We start from the raw sequence: 26,156 nt of genomic DNA on the forward strand, positions 1-26,156 counted from the left end.
GCGGCTTTTTTGTTTTTAGTTTAAAAATTTTCTTTTATGTAAGCTTTTTTATTATTTTAGGCGGTAATAGAATTCGATCAAATGCGTCAGTTATCAGTTATTACGTCATCACTTTTATAGGTTGGTTGGCAGTTGCTTTTGGGTTTTATGATCGAAAATACAGCAAAAACAGTGTTGTTAGCTTGTTTTTGAAGCAATCGAACAAAAAAATGAAATCTTTTGTTGCTTGGTCGCGAAAAATCAGTAAAGTATGCCTCAATCAACGGCGACACGGTCGAACAGTTGATGCAGATTATTAAAAATAATGACGTAAGTGATTATTTTAACAGTTTGCCCGAGTGGTGGAATCGGTAGACACAAGGGATTTAAAATCCCTCGCTTAATAGGCGTGCCAGTTCAAGTCTGGCCTCGGGTACCATTATTAGACTCAGTACAATGTATGTTGTGATTTGAGTAATGGACAAAAAAGCCTCGACATTAGTCGAGGCTTTTTTGTATTTAAAATTTATAGCCCTCCAATAGATACCTCTAGGCTGTTATAGCGCGATAAATGAATGCTTTATTATCATTGTGCACATCATTAAAGCTTGCTGGATTAATGCGTTAACCTCATAGGCAATAGGCCAATATTATTGATTTGAAAATATGGCTTTATTCTTGATGCACAAAACATGGCGTCATTCCCAACTCTTCTTGAACTGAACTTAACTTAACTGAACTTATCTTGAGTGCCTAGTTGCCTAGTTGCCTAGTTGCCCTAGTTGTTTAGTTGCTGAGTCAAGCCAACAGTGCGGCTCCCATCTACAGTTACTTTTGGTGCTGTTAACGAAAACTTGCATTTGCAGTGATGATTTTTATCTACAACGTCTATGATAAATTTTTATTATTAAAATCATTAGTAATGATAATTTTTAATGATTAGTCGGTTTCCATATACTGTTGTTATCGACATAAACACAGTACCAGTACAGATTAGTTATTAGCATTTGGAGCAGATTATGAAAATGAGTCACGTAGGTATTATGGTTGCAAACATGGACAAAGCGGTTGAGTTTTACACCCAAGCGTTAGGGCTTAGCGTGGTCATGGGGAAGACAGCTGTAGAGGAAGAGCGTGAAACTGCGATTGGTAAAATGTGTGTTGCAGTCTTTGGTGAAGGTTTCCAAGGCTTTAATATTGCGCACTTGGTGTCTACCGATGGGGTGGGATTTGAACTGTTTGAAATGAAGCAACACCAAGAACGTCATGTGGTTGATTTCTCTCGAATAGGTTTGTTTCATTTTTCATTGCAAACTGACGATTTTGAAAGCGTCATTGAAAAAGTTGTTGCGCTGGGTGGAAAGGTGAGAATGGATATTATGCGCTATCACCCTGAAGATGATAATAAACCGTACAAAATGGTGTATTTAGAAGACCCGTTTGGGACATTATTTGAACTTTACTCTCATACTTACTCTGAAACCTATTCGTCAGAATACGAATAAGCGCAATACTAAGCGATGTGACTTGCTAAATAGCAACAACACATCAGCGTTTATTGGCTTCAATGATTAGCGAGTACCTTTGGTGCTCGCTTTTTAATTGTCAGAAAGTAGCGATGAAACATTATCAACTTAGCCAAGACATAATCGTGTGGGTTGTGTTAGTCGTTCATTGCCGCTTTTAATGATGGAGAAGCTTTAAAGCTTGGTTGATTAAAGCCATCAATATCCATTGTCGCCCCAGTTTGTGGGTTTCTACCTTGTTTTGGTAAATGAAACCGAAGCTCAAATGTACCAAACTGAGGAATGTATACCTTCTCACCTTCGGTTAGTGCTTGGTGAATAGTTGCCAGTATTTGGTCTAACTGTGGCTTAGTGCTGACTTGTGATGCTGCCATTTTCGCCGCCATACGTTCAACGAGTTGTTTTTTATTCATGATGCTGTGCTGTTTAAATGCGGGATGGTGTTATAGCAGGCTTGGATTTTGAATAACACCCTGTTGAGTTTAAACGCTGTTTTTTAACCCAGCACCAAAAAAAATTCGAGTGGATGTCACTAAAAGGTATGAAGTTTTGTAGTGAAAAAGTAACTCACCCAATAGACACGTAAATCTTTGCCATACTTAAGCAATGAATAGATTCGTTGCTATGCCAGTGTATGGCCTTGCTTCACTATGCAAACGTTTGAGTTTGAGGTGGTTGATGCAAGTAAGCCTAATGATGAGTTTGATGTGTTTTGGCGTTTGCGCCAAGATACAACCGCATACGGCTGAGCGGGCGTTAACTGAACACTTGCAGTTGTTGGCCTTGGCTGACCCATCGGGTGATTGGCAACAATATCTTGAGATTGTATCTGGACAATCTTATGCCGATAAACTTGAATTTAAAGATGAAATTTATCAACAAATAAACCAATTTTGGCAGCACAAAAATGTCGTTCTTCCTTTTAGCCGCTTTAAAAACCATTCAAACCTCTCTTCACAGCAGATAGCTCTTGCTTTAGAGCCCAATGTCAGTGATTACCTCGCGGTAAAAAATATTATCCGAAAACTGCTGTGGTTAGGGCAGCAATCGAGTTGGGAAACGATTGCGCCAGGAGGATTACTGCGACTTGGTGATAGCCATCGCACCATTAATGCCATTGCTTTGAGGTTATGGTTGCTAGGAGACGCAGCGAAGCCATTAGAATTAACATCGGTTTATAGTTCGGAGTTACATCTTGCTGTGGTTCGATTTCAAGCACGCCATGGGTTAAAAACCGATGGGGTGATTGGTCCGCAAACTTTATTTTGGCTCAATCGTACACCCTATAAAAAAGCCCAAATATTGGCACAAAGTTTTGTAGAGAAAACCAGTTATTTAGCCACAATTGAACCGCGTTATATTTTAGTCAACATTCCAGCGTATAAAATGGAGTTGGTTGATAAGCAGCGATTGGTGCTGAGTTCGCGCGTGATTGTGGGTAAGTCATATCGTCAAACGCCAGTGTTTAAAGGAGAAATTTCCAACATCGTCATCAACCCGACATGGACAGTACCGCGTAAATTACTGCGCCGTGATGTACTGCCAAAAATTAAAGGTGATGGTCATTATGTTGCTGAGCAACAATTTGACGTGTTTGATTATCAAGGTAAAGTGGTGAAGAAAAGCCCATTGCAATGGCAGCAAGAAGCGACAGGGCGCTTTCCTTATCGATTAGTACAGCGTCCAGGGAGCCACAATGCGCTTGGACGCTATAAAATTCATTTTCAAAATGATTTAAATGTGTATTTGCACGATACGCCGACCCCTGAGTTATTTAATGAGCCTCAACGTGCCTTATCCTCAGGTTGTGTGCGTATTGAAGCGATTCAAGAGCTTGCTGATTGGTTTGCTAATAATTTGGTGATTGATAAACGGACTTGGAAACGCTTGCAATCAGATTATGAAACAACGCAGTGGTTTTCATTAAAACAAACCTTGCCGGTCCATTTCGTCTATTGGTCATCATGGGTAAATGAGCAACAAGTGGCTCAATTTAGAAATGATATTTATCAGAAGTTGATCCCTCAGGTGCAGACTCAAATTGCAAGCGCTCAACCCGTTTCTCAAAATGCTCTACCAATCGGTCCTTTACCACTTAATCCCGCGGTTGAAATGTAAACAATAATTGAACGGTAGTGTAATAATGTTGTTTTTTTGTTGTTTTGTTTTTAGTGGCTATTTTTTTATCAATGTTAATAAATAGCTGATAACTGTTTAATTATTAAACACAAGCTATCTATATCGCCTTGTTTTTACGTCTTACCTGTGTTTTATCAATGCTTGCAATCATTGTCTTAAGCATTTAACTTGCTCTGGAATTGAACAAAAAAGCAGCAGGTAATATATTGATGTCGTTAGATTGTATCGCTCGTAGGCAAGTATTTTTGGGGTTAAGTGGTGCTGCCTTGGTAAGTTTGTTACCTAAAACCGCTTATGCTAGTCGCTCCACTGTAGGTGTAAAACAATTACGTTTTTATAATCGCCACACTGGTGAACATAGTCAGGGTAACTTTTGGCAAGATGGTCATTATCAAGCTGAGACAATTAATGAGTTTAATCACTTATTACGGGATTTCAGACAAGATATTACTATGCCAATGGATAAACGTTTGTTTGAGTATTTGTTCAAATTACAAAATACCCTGCAAGTAGATAAAGAAATTCATGTGATATCTGGCTATCGATCGCCTAAAACAAACAATATGTTGGCTGCTAAAAGCCATGGTGTTGCAAAGCACAGTTATCATATGAAAGGCATGGCGATTGATATTGCCATTCCCGGAATTGAAACAAAAGATCTGCGTGATGCAGCATTGTCATTAAAGTTAGGTGGTGTCGGATTTTACCCTCGTTCTGGCTTTGTACATATTGATTGTGGTCCTGTTCGTTCTTGGGGGTAAGGTGTTGCTGACATTAGCTCTTGTGGTATGAGTATGCGCATGTTAGTATTCGCGCGCTTTATTTGAGTCATTTGACTTAAGTTACATTGGTCGAAAATGAGACTTAATTTAAATGACAACTTTATATTTATATTTATAAGTGAGTTAATCATGTCTTACACAATTAATGCTGAAATCCGTACTGAAATCGGGAAAGGTTCGAGCCGCCGCCTACGTCACGCGGGTAAAGTACCAGCTGTTATCTATGGTCCAGGTAAAGAGCCTGTATCAATCACTTTACTTCACAAAGATATCATCAACATTCAATTGAATGATGAATTCTACACTACTGACCTAACAATCGTATTAGACGGTAAAGAAGTAACTGTTCGCGTACAAGACGTTCAACGTCACGCGTTCAAACCAATGGTTGAACACTTCGATTTCAAATTTGCTTAATCTAAGCTGATTTGACAAAAAGCGCCTTAATGGCGCTTTTTTTGTGCTCAAAATCTCTAAGAGACAAGAGACAAGAGACAAGAGACAAGAGACAAGAGACAAGAGACAAGAGACAAGAGACAAGAGACAAGAGACAAGAGACAAGAGACAAGAGACAAGAGAATGGTAGATATGCATTCAAGCTAATTGGTAAATAGGGTTTTGACACCGCTAAAATGATGCCGACAATGAAGCTAAATAACATCGCTTCATGCAAAGCTATTCAATATCAAAACTGTAATAAATGTCTAATGACTGGGTTAAGGTACTTGATACACTTTCAAGGTACAGCTGAGATAATAAGTAATATCTCACTGTCATTTCATAACCTGGATTAAATACGCCAATACCATACTTCACCATCAAACTGTCACCTATAAAGCCGCTAACGGCCACTCTGCCATCATCGTTGGCATCAAGTTGAACGTTTGAGAAACCAAACTTCTCAATTAAGCTGCTGGCTGTATCGCCAATATTATTAATGGCATTACCGCCTAATTGCGTACCTAAACTGAGTGCGGTATTGAGCATCAGTGCATTATTTTGATCTGATGATGAACTGGTAAAGCCTTTGCCAGTTAAAATATAAGATAAAACCTCAGCTTGTTCTTTCGCTGGATTAGAGAAAATTGTCACAATGGGTTTGAGTGATGTCCCTGTTACCCTTACCCCAGCAACAATATCTTCATCTTTAATATCTTTAGTCGCTTCAATGTTTAAGTTAGCGACACTTGGCGGACCTGAGAATTGTAGTTCACCGGTATTAATGGTCAGCGTTTGCCCCATAAATTTATAACTACCATTATTGACTTTAATGTCGCCAAATAGCAGCGGGGGTTTAGCACTTTCTTGTTTTAGTTGCAGTGTTCCGGATAATTTACCCTGTAATCCCATACCATCAATTTGAACATCATTGCCCACATTAATGTTTAAGTTGGTGGTGAGTAAAAAGGGCTTTTTCTTTTGTTCAAGTTCAGAAATTGAGTCACTAAATACCACGTCATCTGATAAGGCAATACCTTCATCAGACAATTGAACAATGGTGATCTTGCCACTTGGGATAGCAATATTGCCATCGATGTCGAGTTTATCTTGAGTAAAGCGCAGACTGATATCGGGTGAAACATCGAGTATAGCAAGCGGTGGCTGAATGACGGCTAACTTATCCCCTTGTAAGTCCACTTTGCCGCTTAGCTTACCCGTTGACCAATTTAATGTGCCTGTGCTGGTTAATGTGCCTTCGCCCATTTTCCAGTCGGCTATTAGCTTAGCCTGCTGGCCAAGTAAGTTTACTTTAGCATTAAGGTCATTGACCAATGTTGGGTTTGATGTGAGGGCGAATGCGCCGTCATTAATCCTAACAACACCGCGGGTGATTGGTGAAGCGAGTGTGCCGCTTAATTGTATTTCGGATGAAATTTTACCTTCTAATGTGGCAAATTGTGGGAATAAGGACACTAATGGTAATAGATTAAGTTGATTGATATTAAAGTAACCATCTACAGCTTTTTGATTGGCAATATCAATAGTGAGTTTACCCTCTGCGCTGGCAAACTTTTCAGATAATAACTTAATTGAGCTGTGTAGTTTATCTTGTTTAAGGTCGCCATTAAGTTGTAAGAGTTGATAATCAAAAGACACTTCACGGGTATCTGTGCCGGTTAATTTAATGCTGCCTGGAGTGAGTATTAAATTGACTGAGGCCGTTGGTTTTTGCTCAGGTTGCCAGGCTAAGTCAAGGTTCATGGCCGCATTGCCTTGCCAGAGCATATTCTTAGGTAAGTATTTCTTAAGTAGCTTGCCCGGTTCGCCAGCAAATTGCATGTTTACTGAGCCTTGTTTACCTAATTTAACTGGGTTAACTAAACAAAGTTGATGCTGGCTTTGGCCAATACAGAATTGGCTCACTTTGCCAACTTTAGCTAGGTTGTCCCACTTAAAATCAATCGGTTGTTGAAGTTGCCAGTACCCCAGTAAATGGTCAATATCAAATTGTTGCAGCTTACCGACTAAGGTTTGTTTATCTATGTCGGTTTCAGTTGTCAGCACGCTATTAACAATCACATCGCCTTGAGTGACTAATTTGGCTTGTTGTTGATACTGATCGCCATTGATATTAAATTGGCCATTTTTAATGTGGATGCCGTTTATAATGGCTTGGGTTAACGTGGTTGTGGCAGCAAATTTATGTTCTGTAAGTGGTGAATATTGTGCTGATAACTGTATGTTTTGCGCTTTATAGTCAGCGATAGCAACATTGTTGATGCTGGCGGTGGCATTCACTTGAGGTTGGTTTTGTTCGCCAGAAACTGAAATGTTTGCAGCAATTGAACCTTTAGCACCGTTAAGCCATAAACTTAAATCCGGTACCGATAATTTAGCATTAATATCCCATTGTTTGTCTGCAATGCCATTAATTGTTAATGCACTGCCAAGCATGCTAGCTTGTAGGTTTTTGGCATTCATTTCCCAGTTTTGGTTAAGTGACATATCGCCTAATAACGTAAATGGTCGATGATTTAATTCACCATTGAGATTGGTGTTTTCAACACTTAATTGCCACTTTCCGTCCTTAATGTGTCCGCGTTGGGTCACTTGTCCATTTATTTTGCCGTCAAAAATATCATAGTGGTTTAAGGCAGGAATGTTATTGAGCAATAAGTTATCGGCAATAACGTTTACATCCCATTGCAGTTGTTGTTGATAATTCATGTGTCCGTCAACCAGTAGATTTCCGGCAGTTGAATTGATATTAAGATGGTTAATATTTAACTGTTGGTTTTGATGATAAAAATGGGTGTCAACATTAAGTGTTGGGGCATACGGACTGTCTATTTTGCTTTTGGTGCGCACTTGTTGATGATGCACATCTCCAGAGCTGGTTAATGAGTCAATATGTAGTTGATATATTGGGGTATTCAAAGGCCAGTGTAATTGGGCGTCTTTTATATTGGCTTGGTATGTAAGCGCTGGGGTGGTTAAATTGATGGTAGTCGATACATCTGCTTTATTGGTTCCGGTTAACTGCGCTTTGGCTGTTAGCTTAGCAAAGCTGCCATTTAAACCAAGTTGTAATTGTTGTTTGGTAAAGTCGGGCAACTCTTTGATCTTATCAATATCAAAATTGCCATTGATATTCATAGGGTAATCATCGATAAAGTCGAGGTAGCCATTAATACTCGCATTGCCGTAATCATGCTTAAATGACAGGTCACTTAAATGCAAATTGTGACCAATAAAGGTGCCTTCAATATTAATTTCAGCAAAGTTGTCTACGCGATGACCCAAAATGAGCTGGTTATCTTGCGCGTTAAACTCGCGCACAAATAATGCAAACGGCAGACGAACTTGTGGAAGTGCGGCCATTGCCCATGCCGTTGCATCTTGGCCACTTAGGGTCTTATTGTTTTTATTTGTTTTGACTTGATGTGAGTCCGTTCGCGTTGTGTTTGGAGTCTTGGCTGTTTTTGCTTGGGTGTTTAGTGGGATATCGACTTTTAAATCTTGGCTTGTTAGCCAGTCAACTTGTAATCCTGGTTCGTTCCAAATGGCTTGACCGCGCAGTTGCTTGGCACTGAAATTCATATCATTTACTCGAACATGAACTTGTTGCAGATCAAGCTGAGATAAACTGATATCAAAAGGTAGGCGAACATCGGTTGGCGTTTCTGATTCATCCGTTTTTGGTGTCGTTATTGATGCTTTGGTGTGTGGTAGTGAGCTAGCATCCGTTAAGCCATTTAACTGTGAGCTAGCAGCGTTTGTGGCTTGCTCACCTAATAAGTGGGTATCTATATCGACTTGAACCTGCTGTGCGGTGAGGTTTTTAACACAAAGCTGTTTATAGAACACACAGGCAGGATTCCATTGTAATGTGAGCTTATTTACTTTGACTTTAATACCTTGCATTTGCCAGCTAGCTTGAGAGACCGACAAATTTCGATTAATGATACCGCTGTGGTAATGGATGCTTAAACCTGGCACAAATGTGTTGGCCAGCAACACCGTTACATGACTCCCAATTGGGGTACTAAGCAATATTGCTATTATGACCAATATAGAAAAGGGGATATAAAATAATGTACGGGTGCAAATTTTAAAGCCTTTATAGCATTGCTGTGCAAAGGTCTTTTTATGTGTTTTTGGGGCTGAATGTTGTGATTTTTTGCCTGCGCTGTCTTCAGTCTTTGTTGGTGTTGAAGGCGTGATCATAAGTCTGCCCCCATCGTTAAATGTATTCGCCATGAACGCGCGACAGTCTCTGTATCATTTAAGCCAACACCCACATCTAATTTGATGGGGCCGATAGGAGAAATCCAATGAAGGCCACCACCAACTGACACAATCGGTTCAAATTGGTCTTTATCAAATGCATTACCAGCATCAATGAAGGTTGCGACTCGCCACGTTGGCGTCACATAGTATTGATACTCGGCACTGGCGACGGCCAAGTAACGGCCACCTACGACCTGCCGAGCTTGTTGACCGTCGTTATTTATATAATCAATATAAGGGCCAAGCTCTTGATAACTATAACCTCGAATCGATTGATCACCACCAGCAAAGTAGCGTAGTGATGGTGGCACAAGGTCAAAATCATCTTTAGACACCAAATCAGCACCAAGGTCTAATCGAGATACAAAACGGTGCTTGTCAAAAAAGGTGTCTATCCATTTTAACTTTGCTTGAAAGCGAGTTAATTGAATGGAAGAACCTAACTTAGGGTCGGCATATTCAATACTGTATGTTTGGCGAAACCCCGATTTGGGATCAAGAGAGTTATCGCCACGTTGTGTACGTGAAAGACCATAACTGAGCAAATAAAACTCAGGGTCATAGTCAATATCTGATTGGGTATAAAGCTCTTTAATGGCTTCTAATGAGTAGCCAATTAACCAATTGTTTTTGGTACGGGTTTGCCTTGTAAACGCCAATTGATATTTAGTTGATTCTAGTTGCCCTGTATTAGAAAAACTATTGTCGTTAGGGTCAAACACTTGCGTTGCGCCGTATTTATCCCTTAGTAAGCCAACCTTAATTTTAAATTGGTCATCAAGTGGGTGAGCCAGTGGGATGGTATAGGTGGTTAACAGTTTAGGGCGATCGGGTGACCATTCGGCGGTGGTGTCTTGAAAGTGACCAAAACGGTTAATCTGTGGGGTGCGCCAAGTCAGTTTTACTCTAGGTTCGATGCTGCTATCTGAAGTATTACCTATATCAGCACCTAAACCGACCTCAATTGAATGACTGGGTTTAGGCGTTAACATGACTTTAATCGGGACTTGCTCATTTTGGATATGTTCAATTTGTGGCAAGACTTTAATTTGGCCGAAGTATCCGGAGTCGAGTAAATTTCGATTTAAGTTACTGAGCGGGGTTGTTGCATAATAAGCACCATCATCAAATGGGATCATGGCATTAAGTAGATCAGTATTTAAGGTGTGCCCTTCAAAGCTGACTTGGCCAAAACGATAACGTTTGCCAGAGTTAAAATGTAAGTTGATTTCCGCGCTATTATCGTCACGATTAATTTTTATCTGAGATTGAGTAAACACGCCATCAAAATAGCCGCGCGCTAATGCCAGTGTTAATAGTTGATTTTTAACAAAAGTATACTTGCCGTGATCGAGCACTTGTCCGGGTTTTAAGGTTACGCTGTCTAACCAAGCTTCAAAGGTGGGATCGTCAAGCATGTCACCGCTAAAAAAAATATCTACCCATTTAAGAGTGACCGGTTTTCCTTGTTCAATATCAATACTGAGCTGCCAAGGTTTATTTTTATTGGGTGTGGTTTGTGTGGTGATTTTTGCATGATAGTAGCCCATTGATTTTAAGGCTGCTTGAACATTGTCTTCGACATTAAAAAGATAGGCACGCCGTTGCACTTCTGTTTTGGGTTCTTGGCCTAAATGAGCACGAATGTTGTTTGTTAAAGCGCGATTAGCACCATTAATCTTGATGCTTAAAATGGAATCTTGGGCGTAGGAATAGGGCATGCTTAACGTGAAAAGCGCTATTAATAAAATTAAGCAAAAATGGGCTCTATTTGATCGCAAGATAACTCTGGCTTCATAAAAAATGTTTGTTAGCCCTATTGTCGCCAGAAAGTACTCAACTCGCAAGGACACAATGGATTAATGAATGTTAAATAAACAAACTTTCAGAGACTTGCAGTCGATTATTACAATCACTCATTTTAATAACGCAATTATGCTGGATTTATAAACCATGCGAATTGTTTCACGTTTGCGATGCGGCTTTTTAGTTACCATTTTTATGATGTGTCACCAACACGCTATGAATGATGACATGGTGCAAAATATACTTTAAATATGGCCGGTAACAAAGCGAGGCGCGTATGTACTTTATGTGCCTGTGGATAATGTGAATTCATTGCGGTGCTGTTTATATTGGATTGACTTTGTCATCGCACTTTTAATGTCAATAAAATGTCTGTTTTAACATCCAAGGCCTAATGTGAGTTGAAAGCCGGCCAAAAATCAATTGAGTGAGTCAATGTGTCACGATGGCGAACAAGCAATCCTAAATAAGCATGTGCACCAGCTTGATGTGTAAAATAGCAACAATCGATATAAATAAAGCTTGATAATCATACAAATACAACAGTTTAGAAAACAATTTGTTTATTAAGTGATATTTTTAATACTATTATAAGTGTAGCTTTGCGAGTAAAGAATTTTTTTATGTTTCTTTTCAACAAGATTGGTTTAGTTATTGCATTGTTTGAGTAGCTATTTTACTCATAGGCCTAGCGACGCAAACAATGTGTATCCAAATAACCATTATCACATTGTCACTATTGAGCATTTGAGCATTTGAGCAGTAAAATTGGAGAAAACATGTTTGATAACAAGTCAATACTCATTACAGGTGGTACGGGGTCTTTTGGACACAAATATACCAAAACACTGTTAGAACGCTACAAACCCAAGCGAATAATTATTTTATCCCGTGATGAATTAAAACAATACGAAATGCAGCAGATATTTAATCAAAGCTGTATGCGTTATTTTATTGGTGATGTCAGAGACTTTGATCGTTTAGTACAAGCATTTAAAGATGTCGATTACGTCATTCATGCTGCAGCAATGAAGCAAGTTCCAGCAGCAGAATATAATCCGATGGAGTGCATAAAAACTAACATTAATGGTGCAGAGAATGTAATAAAAGCTGCTATTAACAATAATGTGAAAAAGGTCATTGCCTTATCGACAGATAAAGCCGCCAATCCGATTAATTTGTATGGTGCAACGAAGTTAGCATCGGATAAGTTATTTACTGCAGCTAATAATATGGTTGGCTCCAGTGAAACCCGCTTTGCAACGGTGCGTTATGGTAACGTTGTCGGCTCCAGAGGCTCAGTCGTGCCTTTATTTAAAAAGCTTGTTAAGCAAGGCGCAACTGAACTACCTATTACTCATCCTGATATGACGCGATTTTGGATTACCCTGCAACAAGGCGTAGATTTTGTCCTTAAAAACTTCGATAGAATGCAGGGCGGTGAAATTTTCATTCCTAAAATCCCTTCAATACGTATTGCCGATTTAGCCAAAGCATATGCACCTCATTTAAAGCATCATATTGTGGGTATTCGTCCTGGGGAGAAAATGCATGAGATCATGTGCCCTGGAGATGACTCACACCATACCATAGAGTTTGATGACCATTTTGTTATTACCCCGAGTATCAGGTTTTTTGGCAAAGAGCATGATTACTCCACTAATGAGTTGGGTGAAGAAGGGCAATTGGTTGAGTCCGGTTTTGAATACCATTCAGGCAATAACCAAGATTTTTTATCTACTGAGGAAATTATCTCGATGGATGAGGCGAAATAATGATTCCATATGGGCATCAATCTATTTCAAATGCAGATATTGAAGCGGTTACTTCAGTGCTTAAGTCAGACTTTTTAACCCAAGGTCCGCAGGTGCCATTATTTGAACAAAGTATTGCGAATCTTACTCAGTCAAAATTCGCTGTCGCGGCAAACAGTGCTACGTCATTATTACATGCGGCTTGTATCGCGTTAGACGTCAGTAAAAACGATATTGTATGGACCAGCCCTATTTCGTTTGTTGCTTCATCTAATTGCGCTTTGTATTGCGCAGCTCAAATCGACTTTGTAGATATTGACCCTGAGACTGCCAATATATGTCCAATAGCCTTAGCGGCAAAGCTTGTCATTGCCGAGAAAAATAACAAATTACCTAAAGTTATTATTGTTGTTCACATTGCAGGTCACAGTTGCGACATGACACCAATAGCTCAACTTGCTCGACAATTTGACATTAAAATTATTGAAGATGCAGCGCATGCCATTGGTGGTCATTATTTAGAACACCCTATTGGCAGTTGTCGATACAGTGATATAACCGTTTTTAGTTTTCACCCTGTTAAGATAATTACTACAGCAGAAGGCGGTGTTGCAACAACAAATGACCCTCTGTTAGCAAAATCGATGGCCATGACTTGTAGCCATGGTATAACAAAAAATCACAATGAATTTACTGAGTTTGAGCAAGGTGCTTGGTATTATGAACAACAGTCGTTGGGGTTTAATTATCGAATGACGGATTTGCAAGCCGCTCTTGGTAACAGTCAACTGAATCAACTAAGTACATTTGTAAATAAGCGAAATGCATTGGCATTACGTTATCAACAGCAGTTTAAAAATACACAAATCAATGTCATCACACCGTTAGAAGGTACGCTAAGTGCTTATCATTTATTATTAATCAAGTTACCACAACATTGCGATCGAAAATATGTTTTTGATGAAATGAGAAAAGCAGGTATCGGCGTGCATGTGCATTACATTCCCATCCATTTACAGCCTTATTATCAAGGTTTAGGCTTTAAAACAGGAGATTTCCCTTTAGCTGAAGCTTATTATCAATCTTGCCTCACATTACCTTTGTTTCCTGATTTAACTGTTGATGAGCAAAATGTTATTTGCGCCAAGTTAAAGGAATTAGTTCAGTAATAAGTAGACTAATTCCAACTAGAGACGGCAATTAAATTATTTAGAATAAAATATTCGTTTTTTTGCCGTTAGTTTTTGTTGGATATAAGTAAGTTTCCTCTATCTGTGAGTGTTTAGATAACGTCATTTAATGGACTGACCGTCCTGATAATACTTCTGCGATATGGCGTAATAGGTGGTCAATACACTGTTTGTGTAAATTGACTTCTGATTCGTATTAAAATTGGAATCAATATGCCACTAAAAGGCTACAGGTGCTGGCACTAGCTTTGCGTTTACAAAAATACTACAAACAATTACCTTTCTTTACTTTTAACTATCAATTAAAAGGCTTAACATTTCTCCAACATTAGTTTTGTACACTTCTTATGGGAAATAGTTATGTCCATATTCAGTAATACACCTCACCCCTTGCTTTGTGCATTTACTTTAGCGTTGTTACTTAGTGGTTGTGGCGGCTCTGATGGCGGGGACAACGCTGATAGCGGCAACATTATTGGTGGCGATAGCGGCAACACTGAAACCGGAGGCTCAGAAGAAGATGATTCACAAGAGACCGGTTCGGGTGAAGATGACTCACAAGGTGATGACAACGAAGAAGGTGAAAGTGATGACAATGGCTCAGCTGGTGACCCAGTAGAAGAGAGTCCAGCTATTTTCACCACTGGCATGGCGGCGTTAAATGACACCGGTATTACCTTTGGGGCAAACAACGATATTAATGGCAGTAATTGTGATACTGGCTTATTGGCTAGTGATAACGTGACTAAATTAGCGCAAGACTGCAGTCAAGGGCGCAGTGCGCAAAATAGCGCACAACATGGTTTTGATTTCAGTCGAATTAATACAGATGGTTCTGAATACACCGGTAATGGCAATTATGCTAGTCAGCCTTGGGCTTGTGTTCGTGATAACCGCACCGGGTTAATGTGGGAAGTCAAAACAACCGATGGTGGTATTCATGATTATCGTCACATGTATCGCTGGGGAGGGTTAACTGGGCTTGACCGAACCAATCCAGAACGTATAGGCGATTACTATGATGATTGGAACAGTTTAATTATTAACACTAATGAACAATCATTATGTGGCTATAGTGACTGGCAAGTGCCCAATAATGCGCAGTTGATGTCGATTGCTCACTTTGGTGCAAACCGCCGAGCAATGAAAATTGATACTAATTATTTCCCTAATACAGTGGATGAGTTTTATTGGAGCGCCATGCCGTATAGGGGCGAGCATGGTGGTTTTTATGCTTGGGCATTTCAGTTTGTCTTTGCTAACAATAAAAATGTACAACGCTATCAACCTTCTGCGCTGCGCTTAGTGCGAGCCATTGACCCAATAACAACCCAAGATATTCCTCAACAAACACCAGATGAACGTTATAGTATACACGACGATGGTACCGTGACCGATTTAGCTACAGGGCTGATGTGGACACAATGTGTTGCAGGGCGAGAGGGCATTGATTGCGCTAGCGGCAGTGGTCAAAGTATGATCTGGGCTGATGCGCTTGAATATGCTCAAACAAGCACTTTTGCGCAATATGATGATTGGCGTTTGCCTAATAATAAAGAGTTGTTCTCATTAGTGGATTTCAATCGTGTTAGCCCCGCGATAAATGTCACTATTTTCCCTGCCACCACCAATGAATACACATGGTCATCATCACCTATGGTTGAATTTGATCAAGACTCTTGGTTTGTAAATTTTAAAACGGGACTTAATTGGTTTAAAGGTCGCAGTGACACGATGTTAGTCAGATTAGTGCGCGCTGGCATTGATGATAACCAATTAGCCGCAGTGGATGTCCAACAAAACGAGTCACTGATTGAAGATGACGGCTTAGGCTCAGTAGCAGGTGTTATGGAACCTGTTGATGTGCATGCACAACTGTTAATAACCGAGCAAGGTTTTACCGGAGACCCAACCACAGGGCGCAACTTACCTGAAATTGAAAATGCTATTGCTCAATTAGGTAAAGCATTATTTTATACCAAACGCTTAAGCGGCGAATTTGATACCGCTTGTGCATCTTGTCATCACCCAATGCTAGGTGGCGGCGATAATCTTTCATGGCCTGTTGGTTATGATGCTGTTGATGTGTTTCATCAATTCTCACCAAATTTACTCGGCCCAGGACGTCACTTTAATGGCTCTGCAAGTGATGAACTTGCTGGCTATCCTGTTATTGGTCGTAATGCGCCGACAATATTCAATATTGGTTTGATTGATCGAGCTTTATTTTGGGATGGCAGGATTGAAAGTGTTAGCGCGACAAAAGGGGCGCGCGGAACGGACGCTGGCATTATTACTCCAGACTCTTTTAATGCAAATACGGCGGACAGCCTTGTGCCATTAGGGGCGTCGTTAGCCAATGCACAGTCACGTTTTCCGCTAGTTAATCATGATGAAATGCGCGGTGATGTGCCACTGGAAAATACGCATCAACACTATCGCGATATGCTAGCTGCTCGTTTTAAAGGGCATGCTCATTGGGAAGCGATGTTCTTGGCAGCCTATGGCAGTACCAATATTAACTTTGATCTTATCGCGCAGGCTCTTGCTGCTTTTGAAGAGTCAATGGTGTTTGCCAATAACCCGTGGAAAGAATATGTCAGCGCAATTAAAGGTGATGTCAGTGCCGATATCGATGCATTAAATTATGACCAAAAAGTTGGTGCGGTGTTGTTTATGACCGCTGGTGATGAAGGCGGCGCCGCTTGTAGTCAGTGTCATTCTGGCGATGCCTTTAGCGATAGTCAGTTTCATGCTATTGGCCTTGGGCAAGTTGGTCCAGGTAATGGCGATAACACCCTGTTTGTCACTAATGGTGATCTAGGGCGTCAGAATGTCAATGGTGATGTCACCCAAGCTTACCACTTTAGAACCCCTGGGCTGCTCAATATTGCGCAAACGGGTCCTTACATGCACAACGGCGCACTATCGACGTTACGTCAAGTGATGGATGTTTACGGCAATCCTGGCGGTGCAATGAATGACTTACTCGGCATAGGTACCATTTTAAATGCCAACGCCGTATTTAATGAGTTGCAAAATGCCAATTATTGTCAATTACAATCTGTGGTACAACTTATGGATAAGACCGGCGAGAGTTGTGAGCAAGTGTTTAACAATATGAACCCAGATGCGGTGTTAAATACACGAGTCTTATTCCGTCAAAGCTTTAGCGACACGTCGCATTCACCCGCACCAGAAATCGATATTAATGTTAAGCAATCAGATAATGTAGTTGCGTTTATGGAAGCGTTAACCGACCCATGTGTGACTGAGCGAGCTTGTTTGCAACCATGGATTATTGATGCAAGTAATTGGGAAAACCACCCTGATTACGCAGATAACCCAGAATATATTTTAATTGGTCAAGACCGTGATGGAAATGTGCTTTAAATGAACAATGCTAAGCGTGCAGGTTATATGCACGCTTATTTTTTTGTGTTTTTTAAAGGAACAACAATAAAAATAATAGTTAAATTCAACGCGCCAACGCTAAATTTGTCTACACTCAATTATATGTTAGGCATTGTTATTTAAGGTTTAGGCTTGCTGTTACGGCGCAAATATTTGTCAATCAGCAATGCACATCTTGGCTAGCAATTTAAAAGGGGATGCTATGGATTCAATTAAAATTGCAGATCATATGGACAGACAACCGGTATTGCTAAAAAGTGATATGTCATTAGCAGTGGCCGTTGAATTATTATTAGACAGCAAAAAAGGGGGCGCGCCAGTGATATCCTCTCAAGGGGAATTAGTGGGCTTTTTATCTCAGCAAGACTGCTTGGCTGTTATGCTAAAAAGTAGTTATCACTGTGACCTTACCAGTACCGTTGCCGACTGTATGAAAACACCGGTATTAACGGTGTCACCTCAAGACAGTATGCTGCAATTAGCGGAGCAAATGTTAGGGGAAAAACCGAAAATTTATCCAGTTGTCAGTAATAATAAAGTGATTGGAACCATTAATCGCACCAATGTTCTTAATGCTATTAATACCTATATGCAGCAATGTTACTTAGCACCGGCTTAATCATCTTTATCTGGTTTACTCGTCAATGTTAGGTGAGTTTTCGAGTAAACTATTTGTCTGTAATTTATCATCACAAAAATGGGTTAATTTACTTCGTTGTTAACTTCAATGCTTTTTTGCCAATAAAAGCAAACATGTTGGACAAAATTGACCTGAACAGGCAATTGCTACATGCTTTTTAGTGATTAGTCATACCAAAATGGGGTGTTCCTTGTTAGGATCGTTTTTTTGATTATCGGCAAGGGACACAGAATTGACTTCGGGCCTTCATCCTCTTTCTAAAACCTACTTAAACCAATGTTACCAGCTTGATGCCGCCAAAATCAGGCGTCGGTTGTTTCGTTTAAAAAAAGAACAAGATCAAGATAAAAAAGCCAAAGAAACAGCTAAATTAGAAGAGATGGCACAACAGGCATTAGCAAAAGCTAAACTTCGCTTTGAAAATCGCCCTCAAGTCAGTTATCCCGATGCTTTACCTGTTTCACAAAAGCGTGATGATATTGCAAAGGCCATTGCCAATAACCAAGTGACCATTGTTGCTGGCGAAACCGGTTCAGGTAAAACCACTCAGCTACCAAAAATTTGTTTAGAACTTGGCTTAGGTACGCGTGGGATGATTGGTCACACCCAACCTCGTCGTCTTGCCGCTCGAAGTGTTGCTAACCGTGTTGCAGAGGAGCTAAACAGTCCTTTGGGTGAAGTTGTTGGATTTAAAGTACGTTTTGCAGATGCATTAAATGAAGATAGCTACGTTAAATTGATGACAGACGGTATATTACTTGCCGAGCTGACATCTGATAAGTTTTTAAACCAGTATGACACCATCATTATCGATGAAGCGCATGAACGCAGCTTAAATATCGATTTTATTCTTGGTTACTTAAAACAAGTCTTAAAAAAACGACCTGATTTAAAAGTCATTATTACATCTGCAACCATTGATGTTGAGCGCTTCTCTAAACATTTTAATGACGCCCCAGTCATTGAAGTTTCAGGGCGCACCTTCCCTGTAGACACGCGTTATCGTCCATTAGTCAAAGACAATGAAGCTGATTTAGACGTCACCGACGGCATCTTTGCCGCCGTTGATGAGCTGATGGCCGCAGGTCCTGGTGACATTCTGATATTTATGAACGGTGAACGCGAAATTCGTGACACCGCTGATATGCTTAGAAAACAGCAATATCGTGATACTGAAATTTTACCTTTGTACGCACGTCTTTCTTATGGTGAGCAATCCAAAGTGTTTAAAAGCCATATTGGACGGCGCATTGTGTTGGCAACTAACGTAGCTGAAACGTCATTGACTGTGCCAGGGATTCGTTATGTGATTGATCCCGGTACCGCACGGATAAGCCGTTATAGTTATCGTACTAAAGTGCAACGTTTACCAATTGAACCCATTTCACAAGCCAGTGCAAATCAGCGTCAAGGTCGTTGTGGTCGGGTAGGGCCAGGTATTTGTATTCGTTTGTATGATGAACAAGATTTTATTCAGCGTCCTGAGTTTACCGATCCTGAGATACTTCGTACTAACTTGGCTTCGGTTATTTTGCAAATGTTGGCGATTGGTTTAGGTGATATTGGTGGTTTCCCATTTATTCAACCACCAGAGCAAAAACATATTCGTGACGGTTTTTTATTGCTTGAAGAGTTACAAGCGGTGGAAAAACGTAAAGGCGATTTAGTGCTAACCCAACTTGGACGCAATTTATCTAAAATCCCCCTTGATCCTCGCTTAGCGCGCATGGTACTTGCAGCAAATGATTTAGGCTGTTTGCATGAAGTACTGGTGGTGACGTCTGGATTATCGATTCAAGATCCCCGTGAACGCCCGATTGATAAAAAACAAGCCGCGGATGAATGTCATCGTCGCTTTAGTGACAAAGACTCTGACTTTTCGAGTTGGTTGTTATTGTGGGAACACATTAAAGATGGCAAGCGTGAGCTATCGGCAAGCCAGTTTAGAAAGCGCTGTCGTGATGAATACCTTGCTTACTTACGGGTACGTGAATGGCAAGATCTTTATACTCAAACCCGCCAAGCTGTGCATGATTTAAAATGGCGTTTAAATGATAATGCAGCCGATTATGAATCTTTTCATAAGGCGATTTTGTCAGGCTTATTAAGCCATATCGGTTTTAAAGACAATAACAATGAATATTTAGGTGCGCGTAATCGCAAGTTTTTTGTATTTCCAGGCTCGCCATTAGCGAAAAAAGGTCCTAAGTGGATCATGGCGGCAGAGTTGACTGAAACCTCGCGCTTATTTGCCCGTTGTTGTGCCAAGATTCAGCCTGAATGGCTAGAGTCGTTGGCTGGCCATTTAGTGAAAAAAAGCTATGTAGAACCACATTTTGAAGCCAAACCGGCAAGCGTTGTCGCGTTTGAAAGCCAAGTGCTTTATGGCTTACGGTTTGTTAATCGCCGTAAAGTGCAATATGGGCCAATTGATCCTATTGAGGCGCGTGACATCTTTATTCGTAGTGCATTAGCCGAAGGCGAACTGCAAACTAAAGAAGCCTTTTTTGTAAAAAATCAACAGCTACGCAGTGATATTGAAGACCTAGAACATAAATCTCGCCGCCGAGATATTCTCGTTGATGAACAAGTGCTGGTGGACTTTTATGAACCACTTATTCCGCAAGGGATTTACAACGCGCCGCTATTTTTTAAATGGTGGAAACAAGCTAAGCGTGACACGCCAACCTTGCTTGATGTAAATATTGAGCTATTAATGCAGCGTGACGCTGACCATATTTCAGCATTGGACTTCCCAGAAGTGTGGCATAAAGGCAATTTAACCTTAAAAGTCAGTTATCACTTTTCACCTGGTAATGAAGATGATGGTGTGTCGGTGCATATCCCTGTTGCACTACTTAACCAAGTTGATAGTGACGATTTTGATTGGCTGGTTGCAGGTTTACGTGAAGAAAAACTGATTGCGTTAATTAAATCGTTACCTAAAAATTTACGCCGAAACTTTGTCCCTGCGCCTGATTATGCCAAGGCTTGCTTTCAAGCCATGACACCATTTGATATGCCGATGCTTGATGCCATGTGTAAACAGCTATTGCGCATGTCTGGTAATCGTATTGCTCCTACTGATTTTGATTTAAGCCAGCTGGCAACTCATTTGCATATTAACTTTAAAGTTGAAGATGACAAAGGGCGCTTAGTTAGTCAAAGTCGTGATTTAGAAGTCTTAAAAGAGACATTACAAGGTGTGGTAGCAAAAGCGATAAGGCAAGTGGCAGATACAGGAATAGAGCAACAAAACATTACTCAATGGAGCTTTGGTGACTTACCAACACAGTATCAGCAACGTAAAGGTAATTATGAAGTTAAAGCGTATCCTGCGTTAGTGGATAACAACAATGATGTCAGTATTAAATTGTTTGACGATGAACATGAAGCGCTGCGTCATCATAGGGTCGGACTAAGGCGTTTATTGTTAATTAATATTCCGTCACCGGTAAAACACCTGCAGCAAGCATTGCCTAATAAAGCCAAATTGGCGATGTATTTTAATCCTTTTGGTCAGGTACAAATACTCATTGAAGATATTATTAATGCTGCGGTGCAACAATTGCTGGATGAGAAAAAGCTTGATGTTCGTCAAGCACAGCAATTTGAACAAGCCAAAGACTGGGTGAGACAAGAGTTAAACCCCACTGCAGAGAAAATATCGCTACAAGTAGAGCAAATACTAACAGTATATCAACGTGTTAAGAAACGCTTGAAAGGTAAAATCAGCCTAGATATCGCCTTTGCGATGAGTGATATTCAAACCCAATTAGATAAGTTAGTCTACAAAGGGTTTGTGGCTCAGTGCGGCTGGCAGCGAATTACTGATATTCATCGTTATTTAATGGCGATAGAAAACCGTTTAGACAAATTGCCGATTGATCCCACCCGTGACCGGATCCATTTACAAAGTGTGATTAAATTACAGGATATGCTTAATGGTGTACTGGCTAAAGTGCCTAAGTCACAACCTGTTCCTCTCGCGTTAGAGGAAGCACGTTGGATGATTGAAGAATACCGAGTGTCATGTTTCGCGCAAGTTCTTGGAACGGCGTATCCGATATCAGAGAAGCGGGTGATTAATCATATCAATAGTATTTAACGACTGGTGTACTTGTTTTGTTGTTTTAATTGGTTGTCGCCTGCCTGTTTAATGAGGTTTTCAACTAACTAAATAGTAAGGCAATAAAACCGGCATTCATGCCGGTTTTATTTGCGCTCATCTTGTCTCATTTTTGCTTAGCATCACTTAGCATCACTTAGCATCACTTAGCATCACTTAGCATCACTAAATTTGTTCGATATTGAGGTAACCAGTTAACGCCAATGAAAGAGATTAGCTATTTTCTGTAAGAGGAAGGTTAATCGTACATTATGTCGTTTGCATTTAATTTGTCCATTTGGGCTTAGGTTAAAGAGTCCTGTTTAAAGTCCCCTTAATATAAAGCCGTCATCGTCAAACAGAATTCAAGTAAGTTAATTGGTAATACTTTCAGTCAACCATGCTTTAAAGGGCTTAAATTGATTGACTTTAAAGCAAAACGCATACGCAACTGAAAGTTTTTTGTAATTATTGAGTGCAATGTAAATCTAAGTAGGTATAATTTGCGCTAGAAGCTGATCCAACTACCTTCTGATTTTGGTCATTGCTAGATAAAATAGCGGTTGATTTAACTTAGCGGATTTATCAAAAAATAAAGCAAGCCAAACCCTACAACGACCTACTAATATTGGAGTGACCTATGGATATTCATGAATACGAAAATGCTTATTATCAAGTCAAAGATGATGTACTCACATCACTACCTACGGACGAAGAAGAGTAAATCGTAATTAATCATTTGTAGCAACATACTAAAATAACAACACGTAGCACAAATAATGAACATGACACTTCGAAATGAAAAATAGCAGCCTAGGCTGCTATTTTTATGTCTGAATTTGGCTTAACGAATTATTTATCAATTCGGCCTTTTTCTGTCATGATTTTATCAATCATCCATGAGTTCCCTTTACGCACTAACTTAATAGTACGATTATCTTTCCAAGGTTGGCCACCTTTTAAACCTTCCATTTTGACAACGACATCTACATCGTCAGTGAACTTTCGAAAGAAATCGATATTAATTTCATCAATAGATAATTTGACCTCAGTCATCGATAACCCTAATACATGCCGTTGAACTGCTGATGCAATATAATAATGGGTTATCACTTCTGCGAGATCGGGAGAAACATAAGGAAGTGCCTGATTAACATCACGATCAACGTAGATGGCATTAAAGAACCCTAAAGAAACATCTTCAGGGGATAACGCTCTTGTAGGGTCTTCACCTGACGGACTGCAGCCGCTAAGAACAAGCATGCCAATAAATATAAGTGCTTTATACATAAGTGGTTCATCGTTTTTATGATTTTAATTAGTATTACTATTTATCTAGAAACTAACAACTATTAATACTTAATTTAGCCGATATTTTAATCAAACAGCAAAAATAACATTGACCGTGGTTAAATATAATGTCATATAGTATATATGCGTTAATACTTTAGTGGGTATTACCGTATCTATAAGGTTATCCACAAAATCTGTGGACAACTGTGTTAGTGAAATCAAATTACCTTAATAAGTAGTTGAATTAAAGTAATTAATTATCCTGCTCATTTTTTGTCTCCTCTTAGCGTTATCTCAATTCTAATGTCTTTTTGTAAATCAAAGCTTCTGTTATCTAACTATTGTGATTAAATTATGGGCATTTGGGATGTTATCCACAACTTAATTCGTCATATGGTATAAAAAATGGCTCCAATAATTGAGACGAGCATTTAAACCATGAGGTAGGGGCTAACAGCAGACCTTTACAGTTGATGTGTTTGGTGCCTCGATAAATTAAAAGATCGTCAGAGAATTAATGCAGAAAAATAAAGAAAGGGCTTTAGAAGAGGTTAATGCATTGGTGCAGTATATCGGAAAATAAACAGCACTAACGCCGTTAGTGCTGTTTATGTTTATCGCAGTGTCAACTTTGATGTGTGCTATTCATCTGCTTGAGATGCTTGAATCGCCGTTAATGCAATGGTGTAAACAATATCGTCTACCAACGCACCACGAGATAAGTCATTCACAGGTTTACGCATGCCTTGAAGCATAGGGCCAATACTGATTAAATCAGCACTACGTTGAACCGCTTTGTAGGTTGTATTACCGGTGTTTAAATCTGGGAATACAAATACAGTCGCTTTACCTGCCACAGGGCTATCTGGTGCTTTAGAGCGAGCGACGTTAGGCATTACCGCTGCGTCATATTGCAATGGGCCGTCAATAACTAAGTCAGGACGTTTCTCTTTAGCAATTCGTGTTGCTTCGCGTACTTTATCAACGTCAGAGCCTGTTCCGGAATTACCGGTAGAATAACTGATCATGGCCACGCGAGGCTCAATACCAAATGCCGCTGCAGATTCTGCAGACTGAATCGCGATGTCTGCTAGTTGCTCAGCATTTGGATCTGGGTTAATTGCACAGTCACCGTATACTAAAACTTGATCTGGCATCAACATGAAGAAGATGGATGAAACCAAGTTTGAACCCGGTGCAGTTTTAATTAACTGCAGAGGAGGGCGAATTGTGTTAGCTGTCGTATTTACCGCACCGGATACAATACCATCCACTTTGCCTTGAGCTAACATCATCGTACCCAGTACCATGTTGTCTTCTAGCTGCTCTTTAGCAACCACTTCAGTTAATCCTTTATGACGACGTAAATCGAGCATAGGTTCAACATAATTATCACGTGCACTTTGAGGCTCAACGATTTCAATGCCATCGCCTAAAGTGATTTCTTGTTGAGCTGCAATACGTTGAATTTCTTCTGGGTTACCGATTAAGACACAGCGTGCAATACCGCGTTCAGCACAAATCGAAGCGGCTTTGATGGTACGAGGTTCTTCACCTTCTGGCAGAACAATTTTCTTACGGGCAGCACGAGCAAGCTCGGTTAATTTGTATCTAAATGCTGGTGGAGACAATAAGTGCTCACGTGGAGAGTCTTGAGTCACCGACTCAATCCAGCTTTGGTCAATGTGACCTGCAACAAACTCTTGTACGTTTTCAACACGGACGGCATCGTCAACCGGCACTTCATGGTCAAAACGCTGAATATTTAACGAGGTTTGCCAAGTGTTTGACTCAATTAAGAATACAGGTAGGCCTGTTTCAAATGCTTGCTCACAAAGCGCCATAACTTGAGGTTCAGGTTCATAGCCACCAGTCAGTAATAATGCGCCAATTTTTACGCCATTCATTGCGGCTAAACAAGCTGACACAATTACGTCTGAACGATCACCTGAAGTTACTAATAAAGAGTCTGCTTTAATGTGAGAGACCATGTTGTGAATACTGCGGGCACAAAAGGTCACGCGGCGCATGCGTCGCGTGTTCATTTCGCCAGCATTGATTATTTTAGCGTTTAAATGCTTGGCTAAATCAGACGCTCTTGGTGAAATAAGGTCGGTATTAAAAGGGACACTACCCAAAATACGGATAGGGCTTTTACCAGGTAATTGGAACATTTCTGACGTATTAATTTGCGGCGCATTTGAGTCAAAAACTTCTGATAAGTCAGGGCGAGCACGACCTTCATTATCAACAGGAGCCCCAATTTTATTGATTACAGCCCCCATTAAGCGTTTGTTGTTCGCTCCACCCCAAGAATTAGACGCTATTTCTAAGCGGTTCATTAAACTATCTGGCGTGTCGTTACCAGGTGTTGCAATGAAAATAACATCGGCATCTAATGCTTTAGCAATTTCATAGTTAATGTCGTCTGCAAATGCTTGACTACGTGTTGGTACAAGGCCTTCGATAACAATTGTTTCTGTTTCAGAAGTGCATTCAGCAACACGAGCAATAATTTGTTCAAGTAAGACATCTTTTTGTTCAGAACGAATTAAATCCTGAGCATATTCCATTGGAAATGGCTCTAATGGATTAACTGTTGGCGATTTGCTTAAAATCGTTGTTGAACGTTCTGGGCCATTGTCACCAGCACGAATTTGGGCGATAGGTTTGAAGAATCGTACCTTAACACCTTTGCGCTCGAGGGCGCGAACCATACCTAAGCTCAGTGAAGTCAAACCGACACCGATACCAATAGGAATTAACATAATATTTCGAGACATAATGTCCTCTG

General features: G+C 40.2%; 14 protein-coding genes and 1 tRNA gene. 10 read left to right on the plus strand and 5 right to left on the minus strand.

Translation table 11 applies throughout. The features are described 5' to 3' along the window. Positions 1-332 precede the first annotated feature (332 nt). Positions 333-418: transfer RNA gene (locus G3R48_RS02890), tRNA-Leu, on the plus strand. Positions 419-998: 580 nt separating this feature from the next. Continuing rightward, a complete protein-coding gene (locus G3R48_RS02895; protein WP_153660487.1) occupies positions 999-1,484 on the plus strand; it encodes a VOC family protein in 486 nt (161 codons plus the stop codon). A 158-nt stretch (positions 1,485-1,642) separates the two neighbouring features. Here G3R48_RS02895 and G3R48_RS02900 read toward each other — a convergent pair whose 3' ends face one another. After that, a complete protein-coding gene (locus tag G3R48_RS02900) occupies positions 1,643-1,918 on the minus strand; it encodes an HU family DNA-binding protein (protein WP_153660485.1) in 276 nt (91 codons plus the stop codon). A 265-nt stretch (positions 1,919-2,183) separates the two neighbouring features. Here G3R48_RS02900 and G3R48_RS02905 point away from each other — a divergent pair, with 265 nt between their 5' ends. From G3R48_RS02905 to rplY, 3 genes are all read left to right on the plus strand, one after another. Then, a complete protein-coding gene (locus G3R48_RS02905) occupies positions 2,184-3,623 on the plus strand; it encodes a L,D-transpeptidase family protein (protein WP_153660483.1) in 1,440 nt (479 codons plus the stop codon). A 230-nt stretch (positions 3,624-3,853) separates the two neighbouring features. Further along, complete coding sequence (mepK, locus tag G3R48_RS02910; protein WP_153660481.1) at positions 3,854-4,405, plus strand: peptidoglycan L,D-endopeptidase MepK; 552 nt, start codon at positions 3,854-3,856, stop codon at positions 4,403-4,405. Between the two features lie 150 nt (positions 4,406-4,555). After that, on the plus strand, positions 4,556-4,843 hold the full coding sequence (gene rplY, locus G3R48_RS02915; protein ID WP_153660479.1) for a 50S ribosomal protein L25: 288 nt from the start codon (positions 4,556-4,558) through the stop codon (positions 4,841-4,843). Positions 4,844-5,101: 258 nt separating this feature from the next. Here rplY and G3R48_RS02920 read toward each other — a convergent pair whose 3' ends face one another. Both G3R48_RS02920 and G3R48_RS02925 read right to left on the minus strand, forming a co-directional pair. After that, complete coding sequence (locus tag G3R48_RS02920; RefSeq protein WP_194823817.1) at positions 5,102-9,094, minus strand: translocation/assembly module TamB domain-containing protein; 3,993 nt, start codon at positions 9,092-9,094, stop codon at positions 5,102-5,104. Continuing rightward, entirely contained in the window at positions 9,091-10,878 is a 1,788-nt protein-coding gene (locus tag G3R48_RS02925) for an autotransporter assembly complex protein TamA (protein ID WP_153660475.1), read from the minus strand. Before G3R48_RS02925 ends, G3R48_RS02920 begins: the two co-directional genes overlap by 4 nt. 864 nt (positions 10,879-11,742) lie before the next feature. Here G3R48_RS02925 and pseB point away from each other — a divergent pair. The 5 genes from pseB to hrpA all read left to right on the plus strand — a co-directional run bounded on the left by pseB (position 11,743) and on the right by hrpA (position 22,069). After that, positions 11,743-12,738: a UDP-N-acetylglucosamine 4,6-dehydratase (inverting) gene (pseB, locus tag G3R48_RS02930; protein ID WP_153660473.1), complete on the plus strand. Its 996-nt coding sequence runs from the start codon at positions 11,743-11,745 to the stop codon at positions 12,736-12,738. Beyond that, positions 12,738-13,886: a UDP-4-amino-4,6-dideoxy-N-acetyl-beta-L-altrosamine transaminase gene (pseC, locus tag G3R48_RS02935; protein ID WP_153660471.1), complete on the plus strand. Its 1,149-nt coding sequence runs from the start codon at positions 12,738-12,740 to the stop codon at positions 13,884-13,886. The genes pseB and pseC overlap by 1 nt, the downstream gene beginning before the upstream one ends. Positions 13,887-14,267: 381 nt before the next feature. Then, complete coding sequence (locus G3R48_RS02940; protein ID WP_153660469.1) at positions 14,268-17,300, plus strand: Lcl domain-containing protein; 3,033 nt, start codon at positions 14,268-14,270, stop codon at positions 17,298-17,300. A gap of 223 nt (positions 17,301-17,523) precedes the next feature. After that, the gene (locus G3R48_RS02945) at positions 17,524-17,940 is read left to right on the plus strand and encodes a CBS domain-containing protein (protein WP_153660467.1); all 417 of its coding nucleotides are present in this window, start codon (positions 17,524-17,526) and stop codon (positions 17,938-17,940) included. A gap of 253 nt (positions 17,941-18,193) precedes the next feature. Then, complete coding sequence (gene hrpA, locus G3R48_RS02950) at positions 18,194-22,069, plus strand: ATP-dependent RNA helicase HrpA (protein ID WP_153660465.1); 3,876 nt, start codon at positions 18,194-18,196, stop codon at positions 22,067-22,069. 852 nt (positions 22,070-22,921) lie between these two features. Here the strand turns inward: hrpA and G3R48_RS02955 are convergent. Further along, positions 22,922-23,359 carry a nuclear transport factor 2 family protein gene (locus tag G3R48_RS02955; RefSeq protein ID WP_153660463.1) on the minus strand — a complete coding sequence of 146 codons (438 nt, stop codon included), beginning with the start codon at positions 23,357-23,359 and terminating at the stop codon, positions 22,922-22,924. A gap of 644 nt (positions 23,360-24,003) precedes the next feature. Further along, positions 24,004-26,145, minus strand: a complete 2,142-nt coding sequence (gene pta / locus G3R48_RS02960) for a phosphate acetyltransferase (RefSeq protein WP_153660461.1) — start codon at positions 26,143-26,145, stop codon at positions 24,004-24,006. Between the last annotated feature and the right edge of the window lie 11 nt (positions 26,146-26,156).

Origin of the sequence: Shewanella intestini (assembly GCF_018221465.1) — a bacterium.
In the GTDB taxonomy this organism is placed as follows: Bacteria; Pseudomonadota; Gammaproteobacteria; order Enterobacterales; family Shewanellaceae; genus Shewanella; species Shewanella intestini.

What these genes read in the sequence shown, in the direction of transcription:
- G3R48_RS02900 (WP_153660485.1), bottom strand. Translation starts at nt 1,918, where the DNA reads ATGAATAAAAAACAACTCGTTGAACGTATGGCGGCGAAAATGGCAGCA.
- G3R48_RS02945 (WP_153660467.1), top strand. Translation starts at nt 17,524, where the DNA reads ATGGATTCAATTAAAATTGCAGATCATATGGACAGACAACCGGTATTG.
- G3R48_RS02920 (WP_194823817.1), bottom strand. Translation starts at nt 9,094, where the DNA reads ATGATCACGCCTTCAACACCAACAAAGACTGAAGACAGCGCAGGCAAA.
- G3R48_RS02905 (WP_153660483.1), top strand. Translation starts at nt 2,184, where the DNA reads ATGCAAGTAAGCCTAATGATGAGTTTGATGTGTTTTGGCGTTTGCGCC.
- G3R48_RS02955 (WP_153660463.1), bottom strand. Translation starts at nt 23,359, where the DNA reads ATGTATAAAGCACTTATATTTATTGGCATGCTTGTTCTTAGCGGCTGC.
- G3R48_RS02925 (WP_153660475.1), bottom strand. Translation starts at nt 10,878, where the DNA reads ATGCCCTATTCCTACGCCCAAGATTCCATTTTAAGCATCAAGATTAAT.
- pseC (WP_153660471.1), top strand. Translation starts at nt 12,738, where the DNA reads ATGATTCCATATGGGCATCAATCTATTTCAAATGCAGATATTGAAGCG.
- mepK (WP_153660481.1), top strand. Translation starts at nt 3,854, where the DNA reads ATGTCGTTAGATTGTATCGCTCGTAGGCAAGTATTTTTGGGGTTAAGT.
- pta (WP_153660461.1), bottom strand. Translation starts at nt 26,145, where the DNA reads ATGTCTCGAAATATTATGTTAATTCCTATTGGTATCGGTGTCGGTTTG.
- pseB (WP_153660473.1), top strand. Translation starts at nt 11,743, where the DNA reads ATGTTTGATAACAAGTCAATACTCATTACAGGTGGTACGGGGTCTTTT.
- G3R48_RS02940 (WP_153660469.1), top strand. Translation starts at nt 14,268, where the DNA reads ATGTCCATATTCAGTAATACACCTCACCCCTTGCTTTGTGCATTTACT.
- rplY (WP_153660479.1), top strand. Translation starts at nt 4,556, where the DNA reads ATGTCTTACACAATTAATGCTGAAATCCGTACTGAAATCGGGAAAGGT.
- G3R48_RS02895 (WP_153660487.1), top strand. Translation starts at nt 999, where the DNA reads ATGAAAATGAGTCACGTAGGTATTATGGTTGCAAACATGGACAAAGCG.